This window comes from Streptomyces sp. 35G-GA-8, assembly GCF_023534745.1.
Taxonomy (GTDB): domain Bacteria; phylum Actinomycetota; class Actinomycetes; order Streptomycetales; family Streptomycetaceae; genus Streptomyces.
Window position 1 is genome coordinate 367,694 of the sequence record NZ_JAMHJQ010000001.1, and the last position, 21,745, is coordinate 389,438.

At 71.2% G+C, this 21,745-nt stretch carries 18 protein-coding genes; 11 read left to right on the forward strand and 7 right to left on the reverse strand.

The genetic code is table 11. The features are described 5' to 3' along the window. Positions 1-3 precede the first annotated feature (3 nt). Positions 4-876: a helix-turn-helix domain-containing protein gene (locus tag M1203_RS01590; protein WP_249947611.1), complete on the forward strand. Its 873-nt coding sequence runs from the start codon at positions 4-6 to the stop codon at positions 874-876. A 112-nt stretch (positions 877-988) separates the two neighbouring features. Beyond that, positions 989-2,140, forward strand: coding sequence for a serine hydrolase (locus M1203_RS01595; protein WP_249947612.1), 1,152 nt, complete (start codon positions 989-991; stop codon positions 2,138-2,140). Positions 2,141-2,179: 39 nt separating this feature from the next. Here M1203_RS01595 and M1203_RS01600 read toward each other — a convergent pair whose 3' ends face one another. Then, positions 2,180-3,607, reverse strand: a complete 1,428-nt coding sequence (locus tag M1203_RS01600) for a hypothetical protein (protein WP_374401653.1) — start codon at positions 3,605-3,607, stop codon at positions 2,180-2,182. A 165-nt stretch (positions 3,608-3,772) separates the two neighbouring features. Here M1203_RS01600 and M1203_RS01605 point away from each other — a divergent pair, with 165 nt between their 5' ends. Genes M1203_RS01605 through M1203_RS01615 form a run of 3 tightly spaced genes read left to right on the forward strand, consistent with a single transcriptional unit; the run spans position 3,773 to position 5,923 of the window. After that, positions 3,773-5,050 (forward strand): molybdopterin-dependent oxidoreductase, encoded by a 1,278-nt coding sequence (locus tag M1203_RS01605; protein ID WP_249947613.1) that lies wholly within the window; start codon positions 3,773-3,775, stop codon positions 5,048-5,050. A 2-nt stretch (positions 5,051-5,052) separates the two neighbouring features. Further along, positions 5,053-5,628 carry a hypothetical protein gene (locus M1203_RS01610; protein ID WP_374401656.1) on the forward strand — a complete coding sequence of 192 codons (576 nt, stop codon included), beginning with the start codon at positions 5,053-5,055 and terminating at the stop codon, positions 5,626-5,628. A gap of 43 nt (positions 5,629-5,671) precedes the next feature. Then, entirely contained in the window at positions 5,672-5,923 is a 252-nt protein-coding gene (locus tag M1203_RS01615) for a hypothetical protein (protein ID WP_249947615.1), read from the forward strand. A 59-nt stretch (positions 5,924-5,982) separates the two neighbouring features. On the opposite strand, the gene M1203_RS01620 is transcribed toward M1203_RS01615, so the two are convergent. The 5 genes from M1203_RS01620 to M1203_RS01640 form a co-directional block, all read right to left on the reverse strand. Next, positions 5,983-9,063 (reverse strand): glycoside hydrolase family 38 C-terminal domain-containing protein, encoded by a 3,081-nt coding sequence (locus tag M1203_RS01620; protein ID WP_249947616.1) that lies wholly within the window; start codon positions 9,061-9,063, stop codon positions 5,983-5,985. A gap of 140 nt (positions 9,064-9,203) precedes the next feature. After that, positions 9,204-10,517: a glycosyl hydrolase gene (locus M1203_RS01625; RefSeq protein WP_249947617.1), complete on the reverse strand. Its 1,314-nt coding sequence runs from the start codon at positions 10,515-10,517 to the stop codon at positions 9,204-9,206. A gap of 117 nt (positions 10,518-10,634) precedes the next feature. After that, positions 10,635-11,495 carry a carbohydrate ABC transporter permease gene (locus tag M1203_RS01630; RefSeq protein WP_249947618.1) on the reverse strand — a complete coding sequence of 287 codons (861 nt, stop codon included), beginning with the start codon at positions 11,493-11,495 and terminating at the stop codon, positions 10,635-10,637. Further along, positions 11,492-12,361 carry a carbohydrate ABC transporter permease gene (locus tag M1203_RS01635; RefSeq protein WP_249947908.1) on the reverse strand — a complete coding sequence of 290 codons (870 nt, stop codon included), beginning with the start codon at positions 12,359-12,361 and terminating at the stop codon, positions 11,492-11,494. Before M1203_RS01635 ends, M1203_RS01630 begins: the two co-directional genes overlap by 4 nt. Positions 12,362-12,629: 268 nt before the next feature. Next, positions 12,630-13,922: a sugar ABC transporter substrate-binding protein gene (locus M1203_RS01640; RefSeq protein ID WP_249947619.1), complete on the reverse strand. Its 1,293-nt coding sequence runs from the start codon at positions 13,920-13,922 to the stop codon at positions 12,630-12,632. A gap of 431 nt (positions 13,923-14,353) precedes the next feature. On the opposite strand from M1203_RS01640, the gene M1203_RS01645 reads away from it, so the two are divergent. The 5 genes from M1203_RS01645 (at position 14,354) to M1203_RS01665 (ending at position 19,907) form a co-directional block, all read left to right on the forward strand. Continuing rightward, on the forward strand, positions 14,354-15,370 hold the full coding sequence (locus M1203_RS01645; protein WP_249947909.1) for a LacI family DNA-binding transcriptional regulator: 1,017 nt from the start codon (positions 14,354-14,356) through the stop codon (positions 15,368-15,370). A 65-nt stretch (positions 15,371-15,435) separates the two neighbouring features. Beyond that, positions 15,436-16,188 carry a FadR/GntR family transcriptional regulator gene (locus M1203_RS01650; protein WP_249947620.1) on the forward strand — a complete coding sequence of 251 codons (753 nt, stop codon included), beginning with the start codon at positions 15,436-15,438 and terminating at the stop codon, positions 16,186-16,188. After that, positions 16,185-16,958: a creatininase family protein gene (locus tag M1203_RS01655; protein ID WP_249947621.1), complete on the forward strand. Its 774-nt coding sequence runs from the start codon at positions 16,185-16,187 to the stop codon at positions 16,956-16,958. Before M1203_RS01650 ends, M1203_RS01655 begins: the two co-directional genes overlap by 4 nt. Positions 16,959-17,285: 327 nt before the next feature. After that, positions 17,286-18,257 carry a PHB depolymerase family esterase gene (locus tag M1203_RS01660; RefSeq protein ID WP_249947622.1) on the forward strand — a complete coding sequence of 324 codons (972 nt, stop codon included), beginning with the start codon at positions 17,286-17,288 and terminating at the stop codon, positions 18,255-18,257. 57 nt (positions 18,258-18,314) lie between these two features. Then, complete coding sequence (locus tag M1203_RS01665; RefSeq protein WP_249947623.1) at positions 18,315-19,907, forward strand: AbgT family transporter; 1,593 nt, start codon at positions 18,315-18,317, stop codon at positions 19,905-19,907. A gap of 76 nt (positions 19,908-19,983) precedes the next feature. Here M1203_RS01665 and M1203_RS01670 read toward each other — a convergent pair whose 3' ends face one another. Then, complete coding sequence (locus M1203_RS01670; RefSeq protein WP_249947624.1) at positions 19,984-20,205, reverse strand: hypothetical protein; 222 nt, start codon at positions 20,203-20,205, stop codon at positions 19,984-19,986. A gap of 190 nt (positions 20,206-20,395) precedes the next feature. Here M1203_RS01670 and M1203_RS01675 point away from each other — a divergent pair, with 190 nt between their 5' ends. Then, entirely contained in the window at positions 20,396-21,742 is a 1,347-nt protein-coding gene (locus M1203_RS01675) for a sulfite oxidase (RefSeq protein WP_249947625.1), read from the forward strand. Positions 21,743-21,745 lie beyond the last annotated feature (3 nt).

Genomic DNA, 21,745 nt, shown 5'->3' on the forward strand with positions numbered 1-21,745 from the left:
CGTATGGCAGCTCGCGGTACGACGGCTCAGGTCACGGCCGGATTCAAGGCGGTTCGTGCCGCCGAGCCGGCCGTCGGTCCCCTGCTGCGCGACTGGCGCAAGCGGCGTCGGGTCAGCCAGCTGGAACTGGCGATCCGGGCGGATTCGTCCGCCCGGCACATCAGCTTCATCGAGACGGGCCGCGCCCGTCCCAGCGAGGAGATGGTGCTGCGGCTCGCCGACCGGCTCGATGTGCCGGTACGGGAACGCAACACCCTGCTGCTGGCGGCGGGTTACGCGCCCCGGTTCACCGAGACGGCGCTGGACGACCCGGCCATGGACGCCGTGCGTCAGGGACTGGAGCGGCTGCTCCAGGGGTACGAGCCGTATCCGGCGGTCGTCGTGGACGGGACGTACACCGTGGTGGCCGCCAACCGGGGCATCGCCATGCTGATGGAGGGGCTGCCCGCGAAACTGCTCGCGCCGCCGCTCAACGCGATGCGGCTCACCCTCCATCCGGAGGGACTGGCTCCGCGCATCCGCAATCTGCCGGAGTGGCGCGGGCATCTGCTGGACCAGATGGAGCGCCAGCTCGCACTGGACCGCTCCCCCGCGCTGCGCGCCGTGTACGACGAGGTCGCGGCGTACCCGCTGCCACGGTCCGCGGCGGAGGAGGGCACGACGGCCGCCGGGGAGGCGGGCGCGCTCCGTTCCGTCGCGGGGCCGAGCTTCGCGCTGCCGATGATCATCGAGCACGACGGGCGGGTGCTCTCCTTCCTCTCGTCCATCTCCACCTTCAACACCCCGATGGACGTGACGGTCGCCGAGCTGGCCATCGAGACGTTCCTCCCGGCGGATCCGGCCACGGTCGCCTATCTGACCTCGCGCGCTCGGTGACCCACCGCTCCGGAAGCGCGGGCTCCGCTCCGCTGAGTCCGATGAGTTCGCGCGGCGGCGGGAGTCTTCCCTCTGATCGCACAGGTGATCGCGTACTCGGGAAGGCGAACGGATGACCACTCTGCACGACACCCTGGAGAAGCACGTCGGCAATGGCTCGATGCCGGGAGCGGTGGGTCTGGTGGCCCGCGGCGACCGGATCGAGGTGGCGGCCGTCGGCTCCACCGACAGCGAGGGCACGTCCCCGATGGCCAGGGACTCGATCTTCCGTATCGCCTCGATGACCAAGCCCGTCACGGCCGCGGCCGTCATGATGCTGGTCGATGACGGTCTGATCGCGCTGGACGACCCGGTCGGGCCCTGGCTGCCGGAGCTGGCTGAGCCGAAGGTCGTGCGGACACCGGCCGGTCCCGTCGATGACGTGGTGCCGGCCGTACGGGCGATCACCGTGGCCGATCTGCTCACCTTCCGCGCCGGGTACGGGTTCCCGTCGGACTTCTCGCTGCCCGCGGTCGGACTGCTGTTCAGCGAGTTGAGGCAGGGACCGCCGCAGCCGCAGCGGGTGGCGGCGCCCGACGCGTGGATGGCGGCGCTCTCCCGTATTCCGCTGCTGCACCAGCCGGGCGAGGTCTGGCTCTACAACACCTGCTCCGACATCCTGGGCGTGCTGATCGCCCGGGTCGCGGGCCGTCCGCTGCCCGAGTTCCTGGCGGAGCGGCTGTTCGAGCCGCTTGCCATGGCCGACACCGGATTCGACGTACCGGCCGGCAAGCTCGACCGGTTCACCGGCTACTACGGGACGGGTCCGACGGGCGGCCCCGAGCTGATCGACGCCCCCGACGGTCAGTGGAGCAGCCCGCCCGCGTTCCCGTCCGGCGGCGGCGGACTGGTCTCGACCGCCGACGACTGGTACGCCTTCGCCCGGATGCTGCTCGCCGAGGGGACGGCCGACGGCGGCCAACGGCTGCTGTCGCCCGCGTCGGTCCGGCTGATGACCACCGACCAGCTGACCCCGGCCCAGCGCGCGGCGAGCACGCTGTTCCTGGAGGGCCAGGGGTGGGGGTTCGGTGGCTCGGTCGATGTCGCGGCGATCGATCCCTGGAATGTGCCGGGACGGTACGGCTGGGTCGGCGGTACGGGAACGGCGGGGCATCTCACCCCGTCCACCGGGGCGGTCACGATCCTGCTCGGCCAGCTGGCGATGACCGGTCCGACCCCGCCGCCGGTGATGCGGGACTTCTGGCGCTACGCGGCCGATGTCTGAGCCGGGGCCCGCCGCACGAGCCCTGGGCGCGCGCGGCGGTCACCAGCTCGTCAGCAGCAGATGGTTGACGAGGAGAGCCAGGCAGGCCTGGGCCGCGAGCCAGCCCCGGTGGTCGCGGGACGGCAGCAGCGCGGCGGCGGCCGGCAGCCAGAGCGTGAACGGCAGCCAGATGCGCTCCGTCTCGGCCTTGCTCATCCCCGACAGATCCGCGACCAGCAACGCCAGGAGCACGGCGGCCATCAGCAGGGCGACGGTCCGGTCGGCGCTCCCGGACCCCCGGCCGGAGCCCTGGGTTCCGCGGATGGCGGCCGGCAGGCGCCGGATCCCGGCGACAGCGGCGAGTCCCGCCGCGATCACCGCGCAGGCTCCATTGGCCCAGAGCCAGTAGCCGTACGGGCGTTCCCTGGCCACGCCCTGGTAGTAGCGCTCCACCAGCAGTTCGTACGCCTCCCACCAGTGGAACCCGGCCAGCAGGAACGCGACCGCCACGGCCGCGAACCCCAGCACGGCGAACCCCGCCGCCGGCAGTGGCCGTGCCCTACGGGCGAGAACGAGCACGGCCACGGCCGGGACGACCATCAGCGTCAGCCCGTACGACAGATGGACCGTCGCCCCGAACAGCAGCCCGGAGCCGAGCGCCGCCGCCCGGGGCGCGCGGACGGTACGGGTGGCCGCGAGCGCCAGCAGGGCGAGTGCCCAGCCGGCGACGGCCGCGAAGTAGCCGTCGGCCGAGGCGCCGACCCATACGGCGCCAGGGGCGAGCACGAGGAAGGGGGCCGCCGCCCGTGCCGTGCGCTCGGCGCCCAGCGCGCGCAGGGTCACCAGGACGGCGGCGGCCGTCGAGGCGCCGGTGACCACGCAGAACGCGGCGGCCCACGCGCCGCCGCCGAGCCCGATCCGGTCGAGTCCGACGAAGGTCAGGATGGCGCCCGGCGGATGGCCCGCGATATGGGTCGGCCAGTTGTCCGGCGGGCCGATCAGGATGTGCTTCGTGAAGTCGCGCAGGGTGGCGGGGATGTCGTCGAACCGGTCGACACCGCTCAGATACTCGTGCCGGGTGGTCAGCCGGCCGACCACACCGCGCTGCCAGCCGTCCACCAGCGCCAGCGCCCAGGTCCAGGCCAGCGCGGCGGCCCAGCTGAGCCAGGTCAGCCGGCGCCAGGACAGCCGGGCGGCGAGGGGCGGTCCGTACGCGATCACCGCGACGGCGGTCAGGAGCGCCGGGAGCGTGCCGGGGCCGAGGTGGGGCATCCACTGGGCCAGCAGGGGCGGCCAACTGACGTGGAGAGTCCCCTCGTAGTGCTCGATCAGGGTGCCGGACACGGCGGCGACGGCGAAGAGGAGCGCACCCGCTCCGGCCGCCGCCAGGTCGAGTCGGCGGCCCGAGCGGTGTCCGGGGTCGGGCGGCGCACACGCGGCGTCCGGGGTGTGCGCGGTCTCGGAGCCGGTGCCGGGGCGGGGTAGCAGGGTCACGGCGTCACGTTAGGCGCGTGGTCACCTCTCCCGGGGCGATCGACAGGCCGCGTCATCGAACCGTCAGATCTCCGCCGTTCGGACCCAATGACAGACGTCAGCGTTTTGTCATGAGTCGAAAGGCGCGTCCGGCCCGTCCGGCGTCCTACGGTCAGCGGTATGAACGTCCCCGCCCGTCTGACCTCTTCGTGGCGCAGCCCGCTGCGTGGCCCCTGGCTGACATCCGTCTTCGCCGTGGTGCTGCTGATCGGCATCCCCGTCCTCTTCCTGACGGGGCTGGTGTCCTATCTCGCGTACAACCCCGATCTGGCCCCGGTCAATGACAAGACACCGGACAAGGGGCTGCTCGGCTTCTATCTCTTCGCCTGGCCGACCGATCCCTACTGGCTCTACCGCGTCACGCAGGGCGTGCATGTGACCCTCGGGATCGTGCTCGTACCGGTACTGCTCGCGAAGCTGTGGTCGGTCGTGCCGAAGCTGTTCGTGATGCCGCCCGTACGCTCGCTCGGCCACGCGCTGGACCGGCTGTCCCTGCTGCTCCTCGTCGGGGGCGGGCTGTTCGAGTTCGCCACCGGCGTGCTCAACGTCCAGTTGGAGTACATCTTCCCGGGCTCGTTCTATCCGCTGCATTTCTACGGTGCCTGGGTGTTCATCGGGGCGTTCATCGCCCATGCGGCCCTGCGGCTGCCGCGTACGGTGCGGGCGCTGCGCGGCCGGGATCTGCGCGCGGAGCTGCGGACCCCGGTGTCGCGGACCGTGCCCGAGCCGCTGGACGAGACCGGTCTGGTCTCCCGCGATCCGGCACCGCCCACCCTCTCGCGGCGCGGCGCGCTCGGCATAGTGGGGGTCGGCTCGCTGGCGCTGCTCGTGGTGACGGCCGGTCAGAGCATCGGCGGCCCGCTGCGCGGTACGGCGCTGCTCGCCCCGCACGGCCGTGAGCCCGGGTCAGGTCCGAACGGCTTCCAGATCAACAAGACGGCGAGGTCCGTCGGGATCCGGGCGCGGGACATCGGCCCCGACTGGCGGCTGACCGTGCGGGGCGGCGGCCGGGAGACCGTACTGACCCGGGCCGAGCTGGAACGCATGGCCCAGCACACCTCCGCGCTGCCGATCGCCTGTGTGGAGGGCTGGTCCACCTCCGACCAGCACTGGGAGGGGGTCCGGCTGCGCGATCTCGCCGCCCTGGTGGGGCTCGGGGACGCGCCGCCGAGCGTGTACGTGGAGTCGGTGCAGTCGCACGGCTCCTTCCGGCAGGTGGCCCTGCGGGACAACCAGGTTCGCGATCCGCGCTCGCTGCTGGCCCTGCGGGTCAACGGCGCCGAACTGTCCGAGGATCACGGCTATCCGGCGCGGACCATCGTGCCGGGCGCACCGGGCGTGATGAACACCAAGTGGGTCGGGCGGCTGAGCTTCGGGGAGTCGTCATGGCCCGTATGAGGATGCCCCGGTCCTGGCCCCGGGTGAGTCTCCGGGACCTGCGACGTCATCTGGACGTACGACGGCGCTTCCGCCGGCTGTACGGCGAGTCGCCCGCCCAACTCCTGATCCTGCTCGCCTCGTTCGCGGTCTGCGGATACGCGGGGGTCCGGCTGCTCGGCGGCGACTGGCCGCTGATCGTGCTCTGGTTCGTGGGCGTGGCGGTGCTGCACGATCTCGTGCTGGTGCCGCTGTACTCGCTCGGCGACCGGGCCGTCAGGACCGCCCTGGCCCGGCGTCGGCGGCCGGCGCCGCGCGCGGGCGTCAACTACGTACGCGTACCGGCCTTCCTCTCCTTGCTGTTGCTGCTGGTGTACTGGCCGCTGGTACTGCGGACCCCGGAGCCGTACGAGCCGGCCACGGCGCTCGATATCGATGTCTTCCTCGGCCGCTGGCTGCTGATCACCGCCGCGCTGTTCGCGCTCTCGGCGGCCTGGCTGCTGATCAGGACCTGGCCGCAGCTGTGGTCCCGGCGCCCGAGGGCGCCATGGCGGCGCCCTCGGCCCGGCAGCTCCTCGGGCCGGTTGTCAGACCCATGACCCAGACTTGAGGGTCCGACAGATCCATCGAGAGGAAGCCGGGATGACCACCACCACGACCCTCACATCGAGCACATCGGGTGAGTGCACCGCGGCACGGGCCTATCTGCGCCTTCTGGCGGCCGTACGCGCCGTGCTGGACGACCCCCTGCAGGCGTCCCTGGCGGCGCCGCTGCTCGCCGCCCCGATCGCCGAGGCGGACGAGGCGCTCGACGCGGCGGGCCTGGCGGGCAACGAGCGGGAGTTCCTCCATCTGGTGGCCGCACAGGCGCTGGATCACCGGCCCCACACATGACGGCACGGCGGCGGACGCCCCCTGACTCCCGGGCGCCCGCCGCGTGTGCCGGCCGGCGGTCAGCCGCGCGTGAGGCGCAGGGTGACCAGTTCGAACGGACGCAGCGCCAGCTGGACCGATCCGTCGGCCACCGCCGGCGGCTCGACATCCGCCAGCGGACGCTCCAGCAGATCGGTCACGGCCAGTCCGGCGGCCCCGAACCCGAGGCCGAGCCGTACCTTGGCCCGTCCTCCGGTCGACTCATAGAGCCGTACGACCAGATCGCCGCTCTCGTCGTCGGCCAGCTTCACGGCGCTGATGACGACGGCGTCGTTGTCGACGCTCACCAGCGGGGCCACCTCGGCGTCGCCGGGGATCCGGCGCTCCGGCAGGTTCACGCGGTAGCCCTCGCGGACCGCGTCACCGATCGACGCGCCGGGCGCCAGGGCGTGCCGGAAACGGTGGACGCCCTGGTCGGTCTCGGGGTCGGGGAAGCGCGGGGCGCGCAGCAGCGAGACCCGGACCGTCGTGGTCGTACCGGCGTCCGTGGAGCGGACCGTACGGGTCACGTCATGTCCGTACGTCGAGTCGTTGACAAGTGCGATGCCCCACCCCGGCTCCTCCAGATGGACGAAGCGGTGGTTGCACGCCTCGAACTTGGCCGCCTCCCAGCTGGTGTTGGTGTGGGTGGCCCGGTACACATGGCCGAACTGCGTCTCCGACGCGTACCGCTCGGCGTGGACGTCCAGCGGGAAGGCCGCCTTGAGGAACTTCTCGGTCTCGTGCCAGTCGACCTCGGTGTCGATGTCGAGCCGCTTGACCCCGGGGGCGAGCGTCAGCAGCTGGGTGACCTTCGAGGAGCCGAAGCCGCGCACGACGCGGACACCGACCGCGCCGGCCGGCAGCGTGCCGGCCGGGGCGTCGCCCGCCTCGACGCCCGCCTCGTCGCCTGCCTCGACCGGGGTGAGCGTGTCGAGGTCCGTCAGATCGGTGACGGTGTTCCGGTAGAACTCGTCCACGTCCCACGCGTCCCACTGGTTCGGGAAGTCGGGGTGGATCTGGAGGAGGTTGGCCGCCTCCCCGGGGGCGACGGTCTCGCGCTCCGCGCTGATGTCGTAGACCGACACCACCAGGCCCCGGCCGTCGATCTCCACCTCCAGCAGCCCGTTGCTCAGGACATACCCGCCGCCCTCGCGCGCCGACAGCTGCGCGCTGCCGCTCCCGCCGACCGGTCCCGCCGCGCCCGCCGGGACACCACCGCGCGCGTGCGGCGCGGAGTTGAAGAGCAGGGTCGTCCCGCCCGACGGGTCCCCCGCCAGGGCGCGCTGCGCGGTGTCCACGATCTCGTTCAGCTCGGCCGCGAGGGCCGCGTACGTCTTCTCCGCCTCGCGGTGCACCCAGGCGATCGACGAGCCGGGCAGGATGTCATGGAACTGGTGGAGCAGTACGGTCTTCCAGATCCGGTCCAGCCGCTCGTACGGGTAGGGCGCGCCGGTGCGTACGGCGGCGGTCGCGGCCCACAGCTCCGCCTCGCGCAGCAGATGCTCACTGCGCCGGTTGCCCTGCTTGGTCTTCGCCTGGCTGGTGAGGGTGGCGCGGTGCAGCTCCAGATACAGCTCGCCCACCCAGACCGGCGGGTTCGGGTACTCCGCCTCGGCCTTGGCGAAGAACTCCCCGGGGGTCTCCCACTCGACCGTCGCGGAGCCTTCGAGACTGCGCAGCCGGGCCGCCTTGGCGATCATCTCGCGGGTCGTGCCGCCGCCTCCGTCGCCCCAGCCGGTCGGTGCGAGGGAGTGCCTGGCGACGCCCTTCTCCTTGAAGTTCCTCGCGGCGTGCGCGATCTGCTCGCCCGTCATGGAGCAGTTGTAGGTGTCGACGGGCGGGAAGTGGGTGAAGACGCGGGTGCCGTCGATGCCCTCCCAGCGGAAGGTGTGGTGCGGGAACTTGTTGATCGTGGACCAGCTGATCTTCTGGGTGAGCAGCCACTTGGACCCGGCGGCCTTGATGATCTGCGGCAGTCCCGCCGCGAAGCCGAAGGTGTCGGGCAGCCAGGCCTCGTCGTTCTCGATGCCGAACTCGTCGAGGAAGAAGCGCTTGCCGTGCACGAACTGCCGGGCCATCGCCTCGGAGCCGGGCATATTGGTGTCGGACTCCACCCACATACCGCCGGCCGGTACGAACCTGCCGTCGGCCACCGCCCGCTTGACCTTGGCGTAGACCTCGGGCCGGTGCTCCTTGATCCAGGCGAACTGCTGCGCCTGCGACATCGCGAAGACGAACTCCGGCTCGTCCTCAAGCAGCGCGGTCATATTGGCGGTCGTACGGGCGACCTTACGGACCGTCTCGCGCAGCGGCCACAGCCAGGCGGAGTCGATATGGGCGTGGCCGACCGCGCTGAGGCGGTGGGCGGTCGGCGGCGCGGGGGTCGCCAGCACCTCGGCGAGCCGTTCCCTGGCAGCCGCCGCGGTGCCGTTCACGTCCTGGAGGTCGACCGCGTCGAGCGCGCGGCTGATGGCGCGCAGGATCTCCCAGCGGCGGGCGCCGTCGACGGGCAGCTCGGCCATCAGCTCGCCCAGTACCTCCAGGTCCTGGATCAGCTGCCAGACGGTCTCGTCGAAGACCGCGAGATCCATCCGGGCCAGGGTGTACTGCGGCTCGCTGCCCGCCGTCTCCTTGTCACCGAGCCGGGTCGGCAGGAAGGGGTGGTAGTCGAGGATGACCGGGTTGGAGGCGGCCTCGACATGGAGCAGGACCTCTTCGCCGCCCGCGACGGGCGCTCCGATCCGTACCCACTGGTTGCGCGGGTTGAGGCCCTTCACCGGGGTGCCGTCGGGCCGGTAGACCAGGCCCTCGCACTGGAAGCCGGGCATGTTCTCGTCGAAGCCGAGGTCGAGGATCGCCTCGACCGTACGGCCCGCCCAGTGCTCGGGGACGGTCCCGGAGACCCGGAACCAACTGGTGCCCCAGGGTGCGCCCCACCGGTCGCCGGTCCTGACCGGCTCGGCCGGGCCCGCCAGGCCCTCCGCGACGGGTACGGGTTCACCCGGCGCGTTCCAGACAGCGACGTCCAGCGGTATCGATTCGGGGTATACGGCGGGCCGGATGCGCTCGTCGAGGACGCGCTTGAGGCGGGCCTCCACCAGGCTGCGGTCGTCGTGCATGAAGGGATGCTCCTGAGGTGCGTGTGGGTGCGGGTTTCCGGTCAGAGGTCAGGACTACTCGTACACGGGTCGGGGGGATCGGGCCATGGGTCGGGGCCTGTCCGTTTCCCCCGGCACCGGACTCACCCGGCTCGGCCCGCTCACCGGACCTGGTCCGGGTGTACGACCTCGGTGATGCCGCGGGCGGCCAGATGCTCCCTGTCCCCGGCGCGGCTCGCGAGGACGGCGGTGGGGCGGGCGCCGGCCTCGGTGAGCCGTGCGAAGGCCTCGAAGAACGCCCCGCCGGGAGCGCAGGTGCTCCGGGCGGGCGCCCGCTCACCGTCCCCGGTCGGGTCGTCCCCGGCCGGGTGGTCCGCGGTCGGGTGGTCCGCCGTCTCGTCGTCTCCGATGTCGACCACCAGCGCGGTGGTGCGGGGCGCCGGGCGATACGTTCTGCCGCGCCACTCCTCGACGATCCGGGCGATGGACTCCCCGGCGGGCTTGACCTGCCGGTCGTTCGTCAGCAGACCGAGGCTGTATTCCAGTTCGGGGAAGTCGGCGAGCGAACGCGACACATCGTGCGAGCACCACCAGGTGACGCCCCAGACATCGGGGCAGTCCAGCGCGTTGGCCACGGTCGCCTCGGTGAAGGCGGCGGCGTGTTCGGCCGGGATCAGCGGCGCCGGGGCGCCGACCTCCTGGAGCCAGACGGGCCGGTGCGGTTCCAGCGCCCATGCCTTGGACAGCTCGATCAGATAGGCGGCGTGGTGCTCGGTGGCGGTGCCCGTCCTGCCGTGCCGCTGCGCGGTGCCGTTGAAGACCCAGGAGTGTACGGCGGTGACGGCCCCGATCCTGGCCGCGTGCGCGGGGGTGAAGGCGTGCCCGTCCTGGTACCAGGCGGCGTCGTACTCGGCGTGCAGATGGAGCTTGCCCGGCGCCCCCTCCTCGCAGGCGTCCAGCAGCCGCCGGAGCCAGTCGGCGGCCCCCGCCGGGGTGATGGGATCGGGATCGGGGTGCGGCGGCCCGGAGAACTGGTTGATCTCATTGCCGATGGTCATACCGAGGAAGTTCGGCCGGTCGGCGAGAGCGGCGGCGAGGGTGCGGAGGTACTCGGCCTGTCCGGCGACGACATCGTTGTCAGTGAAGATGTTCCGCCGGTGCCAGGTCTGGGTCCAGGCGGGCAGGAAGTCGAAGCTCGACAAGTGGCCCTGGAGCCCGTCGACATTGACGTCCAGACCGCGTTCGGCGGCGGCGTCGGCGAGCTGGACGAGCTGTTCGACGGCGCGGGGCCTGATCAGCGTCCGGTTGGGCTGGAAGAGCGGCCAGAGCGGGAAGACCCGGATGTGGTCCAGGCCGAGTCCCGCGATGGAGTCCAGGTCGGCGCGTACCTCGTCGAGATCGAAGTCCAGCCAGTGGTGGAACCAGCCCTGGCTGGGCGTGTAGTTGGCGCCGAAGCGGGGCGCGGGAGTGCTCATACGGGCAACGTTGTCCTGGTTCTGTGGTGCGTTGGACAGCGGGCGGAGAGGCGAGAGGTGCGAGGTGCGAGGTGCGAGGAGTGCGGGCGGGGGTACGGGATCGGCGGACCGGGCCGGTCAGCCCTTCACGGCGCCTTCGCCGACGCCTCGGAAGAAGTAACGCTGGAGACAGGCGAAGAGCACGATGAGCGGTACGACGGCGATGACCGTACCCGCCGCGACCAGCCGTGGGTCCTGGGCGAACGTGCCGTGCAGATAGTTCAGTCCGATGGTCAGGGTGAAGTTCTCCGGGTCGCTGAGGACGATCAGCGGCCAGAGGAAGTCGTCCCAGGCGCCCATGAAGGCGAAGATCGCCACCACCGCGAGGGTGCCCTTGACCGACGGCAGCGCGATCCGCAGGAACCGCTGCCAGGTGTTGGCCCCGTCAACGAAGGCCGCTTCCTCCACCTCTTGCGGAAGGTTGAGGAAGGCGTTGCGCATCAGCAGGACGTTCATCGCGCCGATCGATCCGGGCAGCAACACCCCGAGCAGGGTGTTGTTCAGACCGAGATCACGCATGGTGGTGAACTGGGCGATGATGATGCCCTCGACGGGCACGAGCATGGCGAGGATGAACGCCAGGGTCGCGGCGCGGCGGCCCCGATAGCGCATCCGGGCCAGCGCGTAGCCGGCCAGCGCGGCGCCGACGCAGTTGGTGACCACATTGGCGGAGGCGACCTTGAGGGAGTTGAACGCGTAGTCCCAGACCGGGATGGTCCTGGCGACCCGGCCGAAGTTGTCCAGGGTGGGTTCGCTCGGGAGGAACGTGGGCGGGGAGCTGTAGATGTCCTCGTGCATGCCCTTGAGCGAGGTGGACAACTGCCATACGAACGGCCCGATCATCACGGCCAGCATCACGAGCAGCAGGGCGTACCGCAGGGCGAGCTGCCAGGGCGCGATGCGCCGGCCGTCGGCGTGGACGGTCTTCGGGAAGCTCACGCGTCCTCCTTGCGGTCGGCGCGGAGCACCAGCAGCATCAGGGCGACGGTGACGACGAAGACCACCACGGAGATGGCGGAGGCGTAGCCGACCCGGCCGCTCAGTCCGGTCCCGACGCGCTGGACGAGCATCACCAGCGTGGTGTCCTCGCCGGCGGGACCACCGCTGGGCCCGGCCATCAGATAGACCTCGGAGAACACCTTGAAGGCGGCGACCGAGGACAGCGCCCCGACGAGGACCATGGTGGAACGGACCGCCGGTACGGTGACGGTGAGGAAACGGCGGATGGCGCCCGCGCCGTCCACGGCGGCGGCCTCGTGCAGCTCGCGCGGTACGTTGGCCAGCGCGGCCAGGTAAATGATCATGTAGTAGCCGAGGCCCTTCCAGACCGTGACGGCCATCGCGCTGAACAGCAGCAGCCACTGGTCGCTGAGGAAGCCGACCCTGCCGACCCCCACCGCCTCCAGCACCGCGTTGATCAGCCCCCGGTCGTCCAGCATCCACACCCAGATCAGCCCGACCACCACGATCGAGGCGACCACGGGGGTGTAGAAGGCGGAACGGAAGAAGGCGATGCCGGGGATGTCGCGCTGGACGAGCATGGCGAGCAGCAGCGGCAGGATGATCAGCGCCGGGACGACCCCGACGACATACAGCGTGCTGTTGCGCAGGCCGATCCAGAACATCTCGTCCTGGATCAGTTCCCGGAAGTTGGCCAGCCCCACGAACTCGCCGGCGACCAGGGTCCGCCGGTCGGTGAAGGAGTTGACCAGGGTGCTGAGGAACGGGTAGAGGCTGAAGGCGCCGACGATCAGCAGCCCCGGCGCGGCGAACAGCCAGGGACTGGAGGGCAGTTGGCGTCTGATGGCGGTCGCGGGGCCGCGGGGGGGGCCCCCGGCGGGGGCCGCGCCCCCCGGGGGNGGAACGGGTAGAGGCTGAAGGCGCCGACGATCAGCAGCCCCGGCGCGGCGAACAGCCAGGGACTGGAGGGCAGTTGGCGTCTGATGGCGGTCGCGGGGCCGCGGCGGGGCCCACGGCCGGAGCCGGAGCCCCGGTGCGTGGGCCCCGCCGCGGCGGCGTCCGGGGGGAGCGCCCTGGGGGCGGTGGTGCTCTTCATGGTGCGGGGCTCGGCTCTCAGCTCTGCTTGAGCAGGGTGTCGCAGGCCTCGACCGCGCGGTCCAGCGCCTCCTGGGGGCTCTGCTTGCCCTGGAGCGCCTTGGCAACCTGGTTGCGCAGCTCGGTCTTCATCTGCTCGCTGAACAGGACGGGCGTGTAATTGACGGCCGTCTTCAGGGACTTGGCGGCGGCGACGCGTACGCGCGTCTCGTCGGTGCCGTCCTCCTTGGTGAAGTACGGGTCGTCCAGGGAGCCCTTGGTGCTCGGGAAGATGGCGACCTGCTTGGCGAACGACATCTGGCGGGTCGCGTCGGTCACGAAGTGGGCGAACGCCACAGCGGCGGGCTTCTGCTGGGTCTTCGCGTTCACCATGACGCCCATGACGTACATGTTGACCTTGCCGGTGCTGGTGACCTGGTCGGTGATCCCGATGTTCTTGTAGAGCGTCGGGGCCTTGGTCTTGAAGTTCTCCAGGTCCAGCGCGCTGCCCGGGTTCATGGCCACGGACTCGGTGAGGAACTTCGTCCCGGAGGACTCGGGCGTGGCGGTCAGCGCCTGCGGGTCGAGCGCCTTCTTGTCGAACAACTCCTTGTAGCGGGTGAGCATTTCCACCCCCTTGGCGTCGTTGAAGGCGAAGCCGGTGCCTTCCTTGTTCATCAGCTGGACGCCGTAGCGGCCGAAGTCCTCGATGGTGGGCACCTGCGCGAGCGTGGCTATCTCGCCGTCGCTCCGCTCGGCCAGCTTGAGCCCCTGGTCGAAGACCTCGTCATAGGTCGTCGGCGGCTTCTCGGGGTCGAGCCCGGCCTCCTCGAAGAGCCGCTTGTTGTAGAACATCGGGCCGGTGTTGAGGTACCAGGGGAAGCCGAACGTGCCGTCCATGCCCGGGAGCTGGTGGCTCTGCCACGCGCCCGGCAGGTACTCGTCACGGAACGAGGCCGCCGTCTCGTCCTTGTCGAGGTCGAGCGCGAGCCCGGCCTTCGCCAGCGGGGCCACCAGGTCCGGCGAGACATTGACGACGTCCGGCAGTGTGCCGCCGGCGGCGTCGGCGCTCAGCTTGTCGGCGTAGCCCTCGGCCGGCCGGTCGACCCACTTCACCTCGGTGTCGGGGTACTTCTTCTCGAAGTCCTTGATGACCCCGTTGAAGTAGTCCTTGAAGTTGGCCTGGAGGTTCCAGGTCTGGAAGGTGATCTTGCCCTTGACGGGGCCCGAGGCGTCGGAGGAATCGTCACCCGAACCGCCGCTGCAGGCGCTGAGGGGCAGAACGGAAGCGAGAACAGCGGCGACAGCGACTGCTCTTCGGGAGATGCGCACGGAGAACGGCTCCTTTGCTCGGACCAGGCGTGCGTACGGCCAGCCGGAGCTCCGGGCCACGGCTGCGAATTTCAACAGACCTTGCAATGTGTTGGCGTGAAAGTCAACACATTCGTGCGACAAAGACCCATCGTCCCGGTATCACAGCAGGTCAGAGCGGTCCTTTTGCTCTTCTTGCGGTATGCCACTAATGCGCTTTAGGATGCGAGGACTCAAGCGCATTAGTACGGGGTCCACATGGCTCGTCCGGTACGGCCGGAAGGCCTGCGATGCCCCCGTTGCACACCCGGGAGCGGGAGCGTGGAACGCGACCGGGAACGCCGGGGACGCGACAGGGAAGGCGAGAAGAGAGAGGCACACGGGTGGCAGCGAACCCGCCGTCGGACAGGGACACGCCCACGGCCAGACGTACTCGCCCGCGCCGGCCGACCATGAAGGACATCGCGAAGCGCGCCGGGGTCTCGGAGAGCGCGGTCTCCTTCGCGCTCAACGACCGCCCCGGGGTCTCCGAGGTGACCCGCGACCGGGTACGCCGGGTCGCGGAACAGCTGGGCTGGCGGCCCAGTACCGCCGCCCGCGCGCTGTCGGGCGAGGGCTCGGCGACGGTCGGTCTGGTGCTGGCCCGTCCTGCGGCGACCCTCGGCGTCGACTCGTTCTTCCTCCAGCTGATCTCCGGCATCCAGGAGATCCTGTCAGAACGTCAACTCGGCCTGCTTTTCCAGGTGGTGGAGGACGTGCACGCCGAGTGCGCGGTCTACCGGCGGTGGTGGGCGGAGCACCGCGTGGACGGCGTACTGGTCGTGGACCCCAGGACCGACGACCCCCGCCCCGACCTCCTGGACGAGCTGGGACTCCCCGGTGTGGTCATCGGCGCGCTGCCCGCCGGCGACACGGGCCGCCACCCCGGTCTGTCGCAGGTACGGGCCGACGACGCGGGCGCGATGGCCGCCATCGTGGGCCGGCTGCACGCGTTGGGGCACCGCCGCATCGTCCATATCGCGGGGCTGCCCTCGCTCGCCCACACGGAGCGCCGTATCCGCTCGCTGCGGATCGAGGCCGACCGGCGCGGGCTGCCCGAGGCGCGCTCGCTGACCACGGACTACTCCGACACCCAGGGCGCGGCGGTGACCCGCCGGGTGCTGGAGGAGGACCGCCCGCCGACCGCCCTGATCTACGACAACGATGTGATGGCCGCCGCCGGGGCGGCGGTGACGACCGGGCTCGGTCTCTCCGTACCGGGCGATGTCTCGGTCATCTCCTGGGAGGACTCGGCCCTGTGCCGGCTGGTGCGCCCCTGGCTCACCGCGCTCTCCCGTGACTCGGTGGCCTTCGGCCGGATCGCCGCGACGGAGCTGGCCGCGCTGCTCGACGGCGGCGGGGCCCGCACCGTACAAGTGCCGCTCCCCCGGCTGATCGAGCGGGAGAGCCTGGACCGGGCACGGCCGTAACGCGTCGGAAATACATCGGCGCACGACCATTGACACCCGAAGAGATCAAGTGATCTATTCACTTCATGAGTCGCAGTGAACTGTCACTGTCCGAGCATCTGGCGGACAGCATCGTCGAGATCATCCGTACCGAACGGCTGGTCCCCGGGGACGCCCTGGCGTCCTCGCGTGACCTCGCCCGCCGGTTCGACGTCACCACGCCCACGGTCCGCGAGGCCCTGCGCAGACTTGAGGCCACCGGCGTGGTGGAGTTCCGGCACGGCTCGGGGACCTATGTGGGGCCGGGCAGCGAGCGACGGCTGCTCGCCAACCCGCATCTGCCGCACGGCAGTCGCGAGTCGGTGCTCGAACTCGTCGAGGCCCGGCTGGTCCTGGAACCCGCCATCGCGGCCGCGGCGGCACGTACCCGAGTGCCGGAAGCGGTGGAGCGGTTGCGGACCGCGTCGGCCAACGCGCTGCATCCGCCGCGCGAGTCGCCGGGGGCCTGGGTGCACTTCCATGTCGCCCTGGCCGCGGCGAGCGGCAACGCGCTGCTGCGCGAGGCCGTCGAGGCGCTGCTCCAGGTCAGGGCGCGGGAGCAGGTCGAGATCCGGCATCGCTACAACGACCGCGCCCGGGACCACGCGGAGCATGTGGAGATCTTCGAGGCGGTACGGGACGGGGACGCGGACACGGCCGAGCGGCTGACCCGGGAACATCTGGGCTTCATCCGCGAGGCGGTCCTCACCGCCGACTTCCCGGACACCGGGACAGCTCACACCGACGCGGCGGCGACCACGGGGTACGGCGCCGCGACAGATCCGGAGATCCGCCGATGAGCGCCGCCCGGCCACCGCGACTCGCCGAGATGACCACCGAAGAGGCGGCCACCGCCGTCACCGGAAGCCCCGTGGTGATCATTCCGGCCGGCGCGTTCGAACAGCACGGTCCGGCGATGCCGTTGGCCACGGACACGATCCGGGCCGAGGGCGTGGCCGAGCGCGTGGCCGCCGCACTGGCCGGCCGCGCGGTGATCGGCCCCGCGCTGCCGGTCGGTGTCTCACCGCACCATCTCGCCTTCGCCGGTACGGTCACGCTCACCACCACGACCCTGGCCGCCGTGGTGCGCGAGTACATCGAGAGCCTGTACCGGCACGGCTGGCGGAAGGTGCTCGTCATCACCGGCCATGGCGGCAACAACGCCACCCTGTCCACGGTGGCACAGGATCTGCTCACCACCCACCCCGATCTCCAGTTCGCCTGGACCCCCGTCACCCCGCTCGCGGCCGATGTCGTGTCCGGGATGGGGGTCAGCGAGGTGCACGGTCACAGCGGCGAGGCCGAGACCGCGCAGATGCTCCATCTCGCCCCCGGACTGGTGCACACCGACCGGCTCACCGCCGGTACCACCTCCACCGCCCAACTCGACCCGCTCTCCCGGCTCTCGCGGCACGGCGCCCACCCCGCGCTCGTGGTGCGCTACGACCGGCTCAGCCCCAATGGCATCCTCGGAGACCCGCGCCGGGCGACCACCGAGGACGGACAGGCGGTCGTCGACGCCGTCGTGGTCCGTGTTGTCGCCTTCGTCAAGGAGTGGCTGGACGCCTGAACCGGGCGCCCACGCCCGCCACTTCCCCGCAGACGGCACCGCGCCGCCCGCGCCACCGGTAACGGCGCGCGTGGTGCCGTAGGCAGCACCCGCCCGCACCGCCGGGTCCGTACGACACCCCTCGCGTACCGCCCCCGCGCGTGAGCGCTCCTCGTCAACCCTCACGCCGCACGCGGTACGCGTCCCATAACGCACCCCAGGTGCCCCCACACCTCAGGTGTCCACGCGTCGCGCGTCCGAGCCGCGACCCCCGCCCCGCCGCACGGGGCACCCCTGCCGAAATCCAGTGAGCCGTCCGCCCCAGGCGTCCGGCAGAAGGAGCCTGTCATGAACTCCCTCCAGCGGATGGCGACCGCCGCCGTGGGCCTCGTCCTGTGCCTCACGGCGACCGGAGCGACGACCGCGACCGCGGCCGCCGCCCCCGATCCGCGCGGCGCGTCCAAGGCCGCCTGCCGGCTGCCCGCCCCTCAGCCGTCCGGCACCAGCGCGGCGCACACGATCAGCAGCGACGGCCGGGAGCGGACGTATCAGCTCCATCTCCCGGACGGCTACGCGAAGAAGCGCGACTGGCCGGTCGTCCTCGCCTTCCACGGCCGGGGCAACACCGGTGCGGGGACCGAGGAGTTCTCCAAGCTCTCCGCCCTGCCGGCCGTCGTGGTCTACCCCAACGGGGTCATCGGCACCGGTGACGGCGACCGCCAGGCGTGGCAGGGCGCGCCGTACGCGGCGGCGGGGGTGGACGACGTCCGGTTCACCGAAGACCTCCTCGACCGGCTGGAGTCCACCCTCTGCGTGGACGAGCGACGGGTGTACGCCACCGGGAAGTCCAACGGGGCGGGGTTCGTCTCCACCCTGCTCGCCTGCCGCATGGCGGACCGGATCGCCGCCATCGCGCCCGTCGCCGCCGCCCTCTATCCCACCGGTGAGCCGTGCGAGCCGTCCCGTCCGGTGCCCGTCATCGATTTCCACGGCACGGGTGATGTCACCATCCCGTACGCCGGGGACGCCGACCGCGGACTCCCCGCCATCCAGGACTGGGTGGCCCAGTGGGCCGAGCGGAACGGCTGCGACGCGCGCGCCCATGACCGGGTGACCGAGCCCGACATCACCGTCTCCCGCTGGCGCGGCTGCGACCGCGGGGCCGAGGTACGGCATGTCGCGGTCACCGACGGCGGACACACCTGGCCCGGCGCCGACAGCTACAGCGGCGGCGGCTACACCACCCAGACCATCGAGGCGCACGAGGTCATGTGGCAGTTCCTGCGCCCGTTCCGTACCCCCGCGTCCCCCCGTCACTGAGACCCGCGCCGCCCCCGTCCCCGCCGATCGCAGGAACCGAGCAAGGAGCCCGCTCCCATGACCACGCCGACACCCGCACCACCGGACAGACCGTCCCCACCACCCGACGCGCGCGGCGCAGGGTCCGACGAGGGGACCCGACTCCCGCGCATCGTCCGCGCGATGGCCGTCATCGAGCGGGCCGGCAACGCGCTGCCGCACCCGTTCTGGCTGTTCTGGATCCTCTCCGGCCTGCTCGCGGTCATCAGCGCGATACTGGCCGCCGCCGATGTCTCCGTCGTCTCCCCCAGCGACCACAAGACCGTCACGGTGCAGAATCTGCTCAGCGGTGACGGGCTCGCCATGGCCGTCTCGACGATGATCGAGAACTTCGCGACCTTCCCGCCGATGGCCACCATCGTCGTGGTGATCATGGGCGTCGCGGTGGCCGAGCGCACCGGCTTCCTCGCGGCGCTGATGCGGGTCGGTGTCTCGCGGGTACCCGCCTCCTGGGTGGTGTTCGCCGTCGCCTTCGCCGGCACCGTCTCCCATGTCGCCTCGGCCGCCGCGTACATCATCCTCGTACCGCTGGGCGGGCTGGCCTTCCGGGCCGTGGGGCGCTCCCCGATCCTCGGTGTCGTCGTCGCGTACACCTCCATAGCCTCGGGGTACGACGCGAGCCCCGTCCCCACGCCCAACGACGCCATCTTCGCCGGGATCACCACCGCGGCGGCGCGGATCGTGGGCGGTGAGGACGCGTATGTGTCGCCGCTGAGCAACTGGTTCTTCAATATCGCCTCGTCCTTGCTGCTGGCCCTCGTCATCACGCTGGTGACGAAGTTCGTGCTGAGCAAGCGGCCCGATCTCGACGCGGATCCGGACGCCGATCTGGAGGACCTGGGCACGCTCACCCTCAGCGCGCGGGAACGCTCGGCGCTGCGCGCGGCCGTACTCGCCCTGCTGGCGGCGCTCGTGGTGCTCGTCGCCGTCATGGTGCCCCCGTCGTCACCGCTGCGCGGTGAGGGCGGCAGCATCGTGGAGTCGCCGTTCCTGGACGGCATCGCGGCGGTCGTCGCGCTGGTCTTCGGACTGGTGGGCATCGTGTACGGATACCGCTCGGGCTCGGTCACGTCGGCCGGTGACATACCGAGGCTGATGGGCCGGGGCATCATGCAGATGGCGCCGGTGCTGGTGCTGTTCTTCGCGATCGCCCAGTTCCTGGCGTACTTCGACTGGACGCATATCGGTGATGTCCTCGCGGTCAGGGCGGCGGAGGCGCTGGAGCAGAGCGGGATGCCGATCGTCCTGGTGTTCCTGCTGATCCTCGTCCTGCTGACGCTGGTCAATGTCATGGTGACCAGCGGGTCGGCGATGTGGGCGATGTGCGCGCCCGTTCTGGTGCCGATGCTGATGCTGGTGAGCGTGCCGGCCGAGACGACCCAGGCGCTGTTCCGGATCGCCGACTCGGGATCGACCGCCATCACCCCGATGAGCCCGTACTTCGTGATGGCGCTCGGCTTCCTCCAGCGCTACCGCAAGAGCGCGGGGATCGGCACCCTGGCCTCGTACACGCTGCCGCTGGCCCTGACCATGACGGTCGCGTGGACCCTGCTGTTCCTCGTCTGGTGGGCGGTGGGCATTCCGCTCGGCCCGGGGGCTCCGGTCCGCTGAGTCCGCGCCGCCGGGCGGGGAGGGTGCCGGCGACCCTCCGCGCCCGGCGGCCGTGCCGGGGGCCGGCCCCGGTGGGTCAGTCCCAGCGGTAGCCGTCGCCCAACAGCAGCGTGTGCTCCAGCACATCCTCCATCGGGTCGTCGATCTGGCCGGTGTTGATCAGTGTGAACCGCGACCCGTTGTGCGAGTTGTGATGTGTCTCGTCCGCGCTCGCCGCGCCCACGGGCACCCCCGTCACCACCGCCGTCGCCGCGATGCCGACCGCCCACCGGGAGATGGTCCTCGTCGTGCCGTTCATCGTTGGCTCCTCACCCTCGTGTCCCTCGAACAGCGGTACTTTCCATCCCGTTCATCTGTTGAGCAGCTCAAAAGGTCACGCAGTTGATCGGAGAATTTTCCGGCCCCGTGGAGGGGGCGGTTGTTGCGACGGGATGAAATACCCCGCACCGTGGTTGACGGGGCATTTGGGCCGCTGCGACTCTCCCGGCATGTCCGTGGCACCCGTTCCTCCCCCCGAATCCACCGAATCCGAATCCACCGAATCCGATGAATCCGCGTACGACCGAACGCGGCTGCGCCAGTGGCGGCGCGGTCTCGCCCGCTCAGCCGGGGTCGAACGCAGGGATCTGTTACGGCTGTTCGCGACGGCCGCTGCCGCCGGACCGCTCGCCGCGGCGGCGCCCGGCACGGCGCGGGCCGCCTCGCGTGCGCCCGCGAACCCCGCGAACCCGGCGGCGCCCGCGGCACCCGGCGCGGCCCCTGGCATCGTGAAGCCGCTGCCGTCCGAGGTGTTCACCATCCGGGGCACCAACGCCGAGACCAACTTCGCGGCGCTGCGCACCACCGGACCACTCACACCCGCGAGCCATTTCTTCGTCCGCAACCACACCGTCACACCCCGGATCGACGCCGCCGGCTGGACATTGAGGATCTGGGGAAGCGGACTGCGCGGCGGCGCGGTGGACTTCGGCTACGACGAGCTGCGCGCGCTCCCCTCCGTGACCCGTACCGCGTTCATCGAGTGCGCGGGCAACGGTCGCAGCCACTACGCCACCCAGCAGAACCAGCCGGTGTCGGGTACGGCCTGGACACTGGGCGCCATCGGGGTCGGGCGGTGGCGCGGGGTGCGGCTCGCCGAGGTGCTGCGCCGCGCGGACCTGAGCCCCGACGCCGTCGACATCCTGCCGCGCGGGCTGGACGACGAGGTCATCAGCGAGGGAACGAATCTGGGGCGGGTACGCCGGCCGCTGCCGGTGGCGAAGGCGCTGGACGACGTACTGCTCGCGTACGAGCTGAACGGCGAGCCGCTGCCGCCCGACCACGGGTATCCGGTCCGGCTGATCGTCCCGTCCTGGGTGGGCATCGCGAACATCAAGTGGCTCGGTGACATCGAGGTGAGCGCCGAGCCGTTGTACAGCCCCTGGAACACCACGCTCTACCGGTTGTTCGGCGCCGGCTATCCGCCCGAGGGCAGTGCGCCGCTGACCCGGCAGACCCTGAAGAGCGCCTTCGAACTCGCGGACGGCGCCACCGTCGCCGCCCATCGGCCGCACGTGCTGACCGGGCGGTCCTGGTCGGGCGGCGCGCCGGTACGGTCGGTGGAGATCAGTACCGACGGCGGGACACACTGGAGGCGCGCGCGTCTGCACGACGCGCCCCGGCGTGGCAGTTGGGTCCGCTGGTCCGCCGAGTGGACACCGGGCGGTCCGGGCCCGGCCCTGCTGCTGGCGCGCGCGACGGACAGCTCGGGTCAGGTCCAGCCCGAGGTGGCCGTCCACAACACACAGGGGTATCTGTTCAACGCCGTGGTACGCCACCGGGTGACCGTCGTCTGACGA

Bases quoted from the DNA above. Each gene is read 5' to 3' on its own strand.
- M1203_RS01645 (WP_249947909.1), top strand. From the start codon at position 14,354: ATGAAGGACATCGCGAAGCGCGCCGGGGTCTCGGAGAGCGCGGTCTCC.
- M1203_RS01655 (WP_249947621.1), top strand. From the start codon at position 16,185: ATGAGCGCCGCCCGGCCACCGCGACTCGCCGAGATGACCACCGAAGAG.
- M1203_RS01595 (WP_249947612.1), top strand. From the start codon at position 989: ATGACCACTCTGCACGACACCCTGGAGAAGCACGTCGGCAATGGCTCG.
- M1203_RS01615 (WP_249947615.1), top strand. From the start codon at position 5,672: ATGACCACCACCACGACCCTCACATCGAGCACATCGGGTGAGTGCACC.
- M1203_RS01605 (WP_249947613.1), top strand. From the start codon at position 3,773: ATGAACGTCCCCGCCCGTCTGACCTCTTCGTGGCGCAGCCCGCTGCGT.
- M1203_RS01625 (WP_249947617.1), bottom strand. From the start codon at position 10,517: ATGAGCACTCCCGCGCCCCGCTTCGGCGCCAACTACACGCCCAGCCAG.
- M1203_RS01590 (WP_249947611.1), top strand. From the start codon at position 4: ATGGCAGCTCGCGGTACGACGGCTCAGGTCACGGCCGGATTCAAGGCG.
- M1203_RS01670 (WP_249947624.1), bottom strand. From the start codon at position 20,205: ATGAACGGCACGACGAGGACCATCTCCCGGTGGGCGGTCGGCATCGCG.
- M1203_RS01665 (WP_249947623.1), top strand. From the start codon at position 18,315: ATGACCACGCCGACACCCGCACCACCGGACAGACCGTCCCCACCACCC.
- M1203_RS01610 (WP_374401656.1), top strand. From the start codon at position 5,053: ATGCCCCGGTCCTGGCCCCGGGTGAGTCTCCGGGACCTGCGACGTCAT.
- M1203_RS01675 (WP_249947625.1), top strand. From the start codon at position 20,396: ATGTCCGTGGCACCCGTTCCTCCCCCCGAATCCACCGAATCCGAATCC.
- M1203_RS01660 (WP_249947622.1), top strand. From the start codon at position 17,286: ATGAACTCCCTCCAGCGGATGGCGACCGCCGCCGTGGGCCTCGTCCTG.
- M1203_RS01650 (WP_249947620.1), top strand. From the start codon at position 15,436: ATGAGTCGCAGTGAACTGTCACTGTCCGAGCATCTGGCGGACAGCATC.
- M1203_RS01620 (WP_249947616.1), bottom strand. From the start codon at position 9,063: ATGCACGACGACCGCAGCCTGGTGGAGGCCCGCCTCAAGCGCGTCCTC.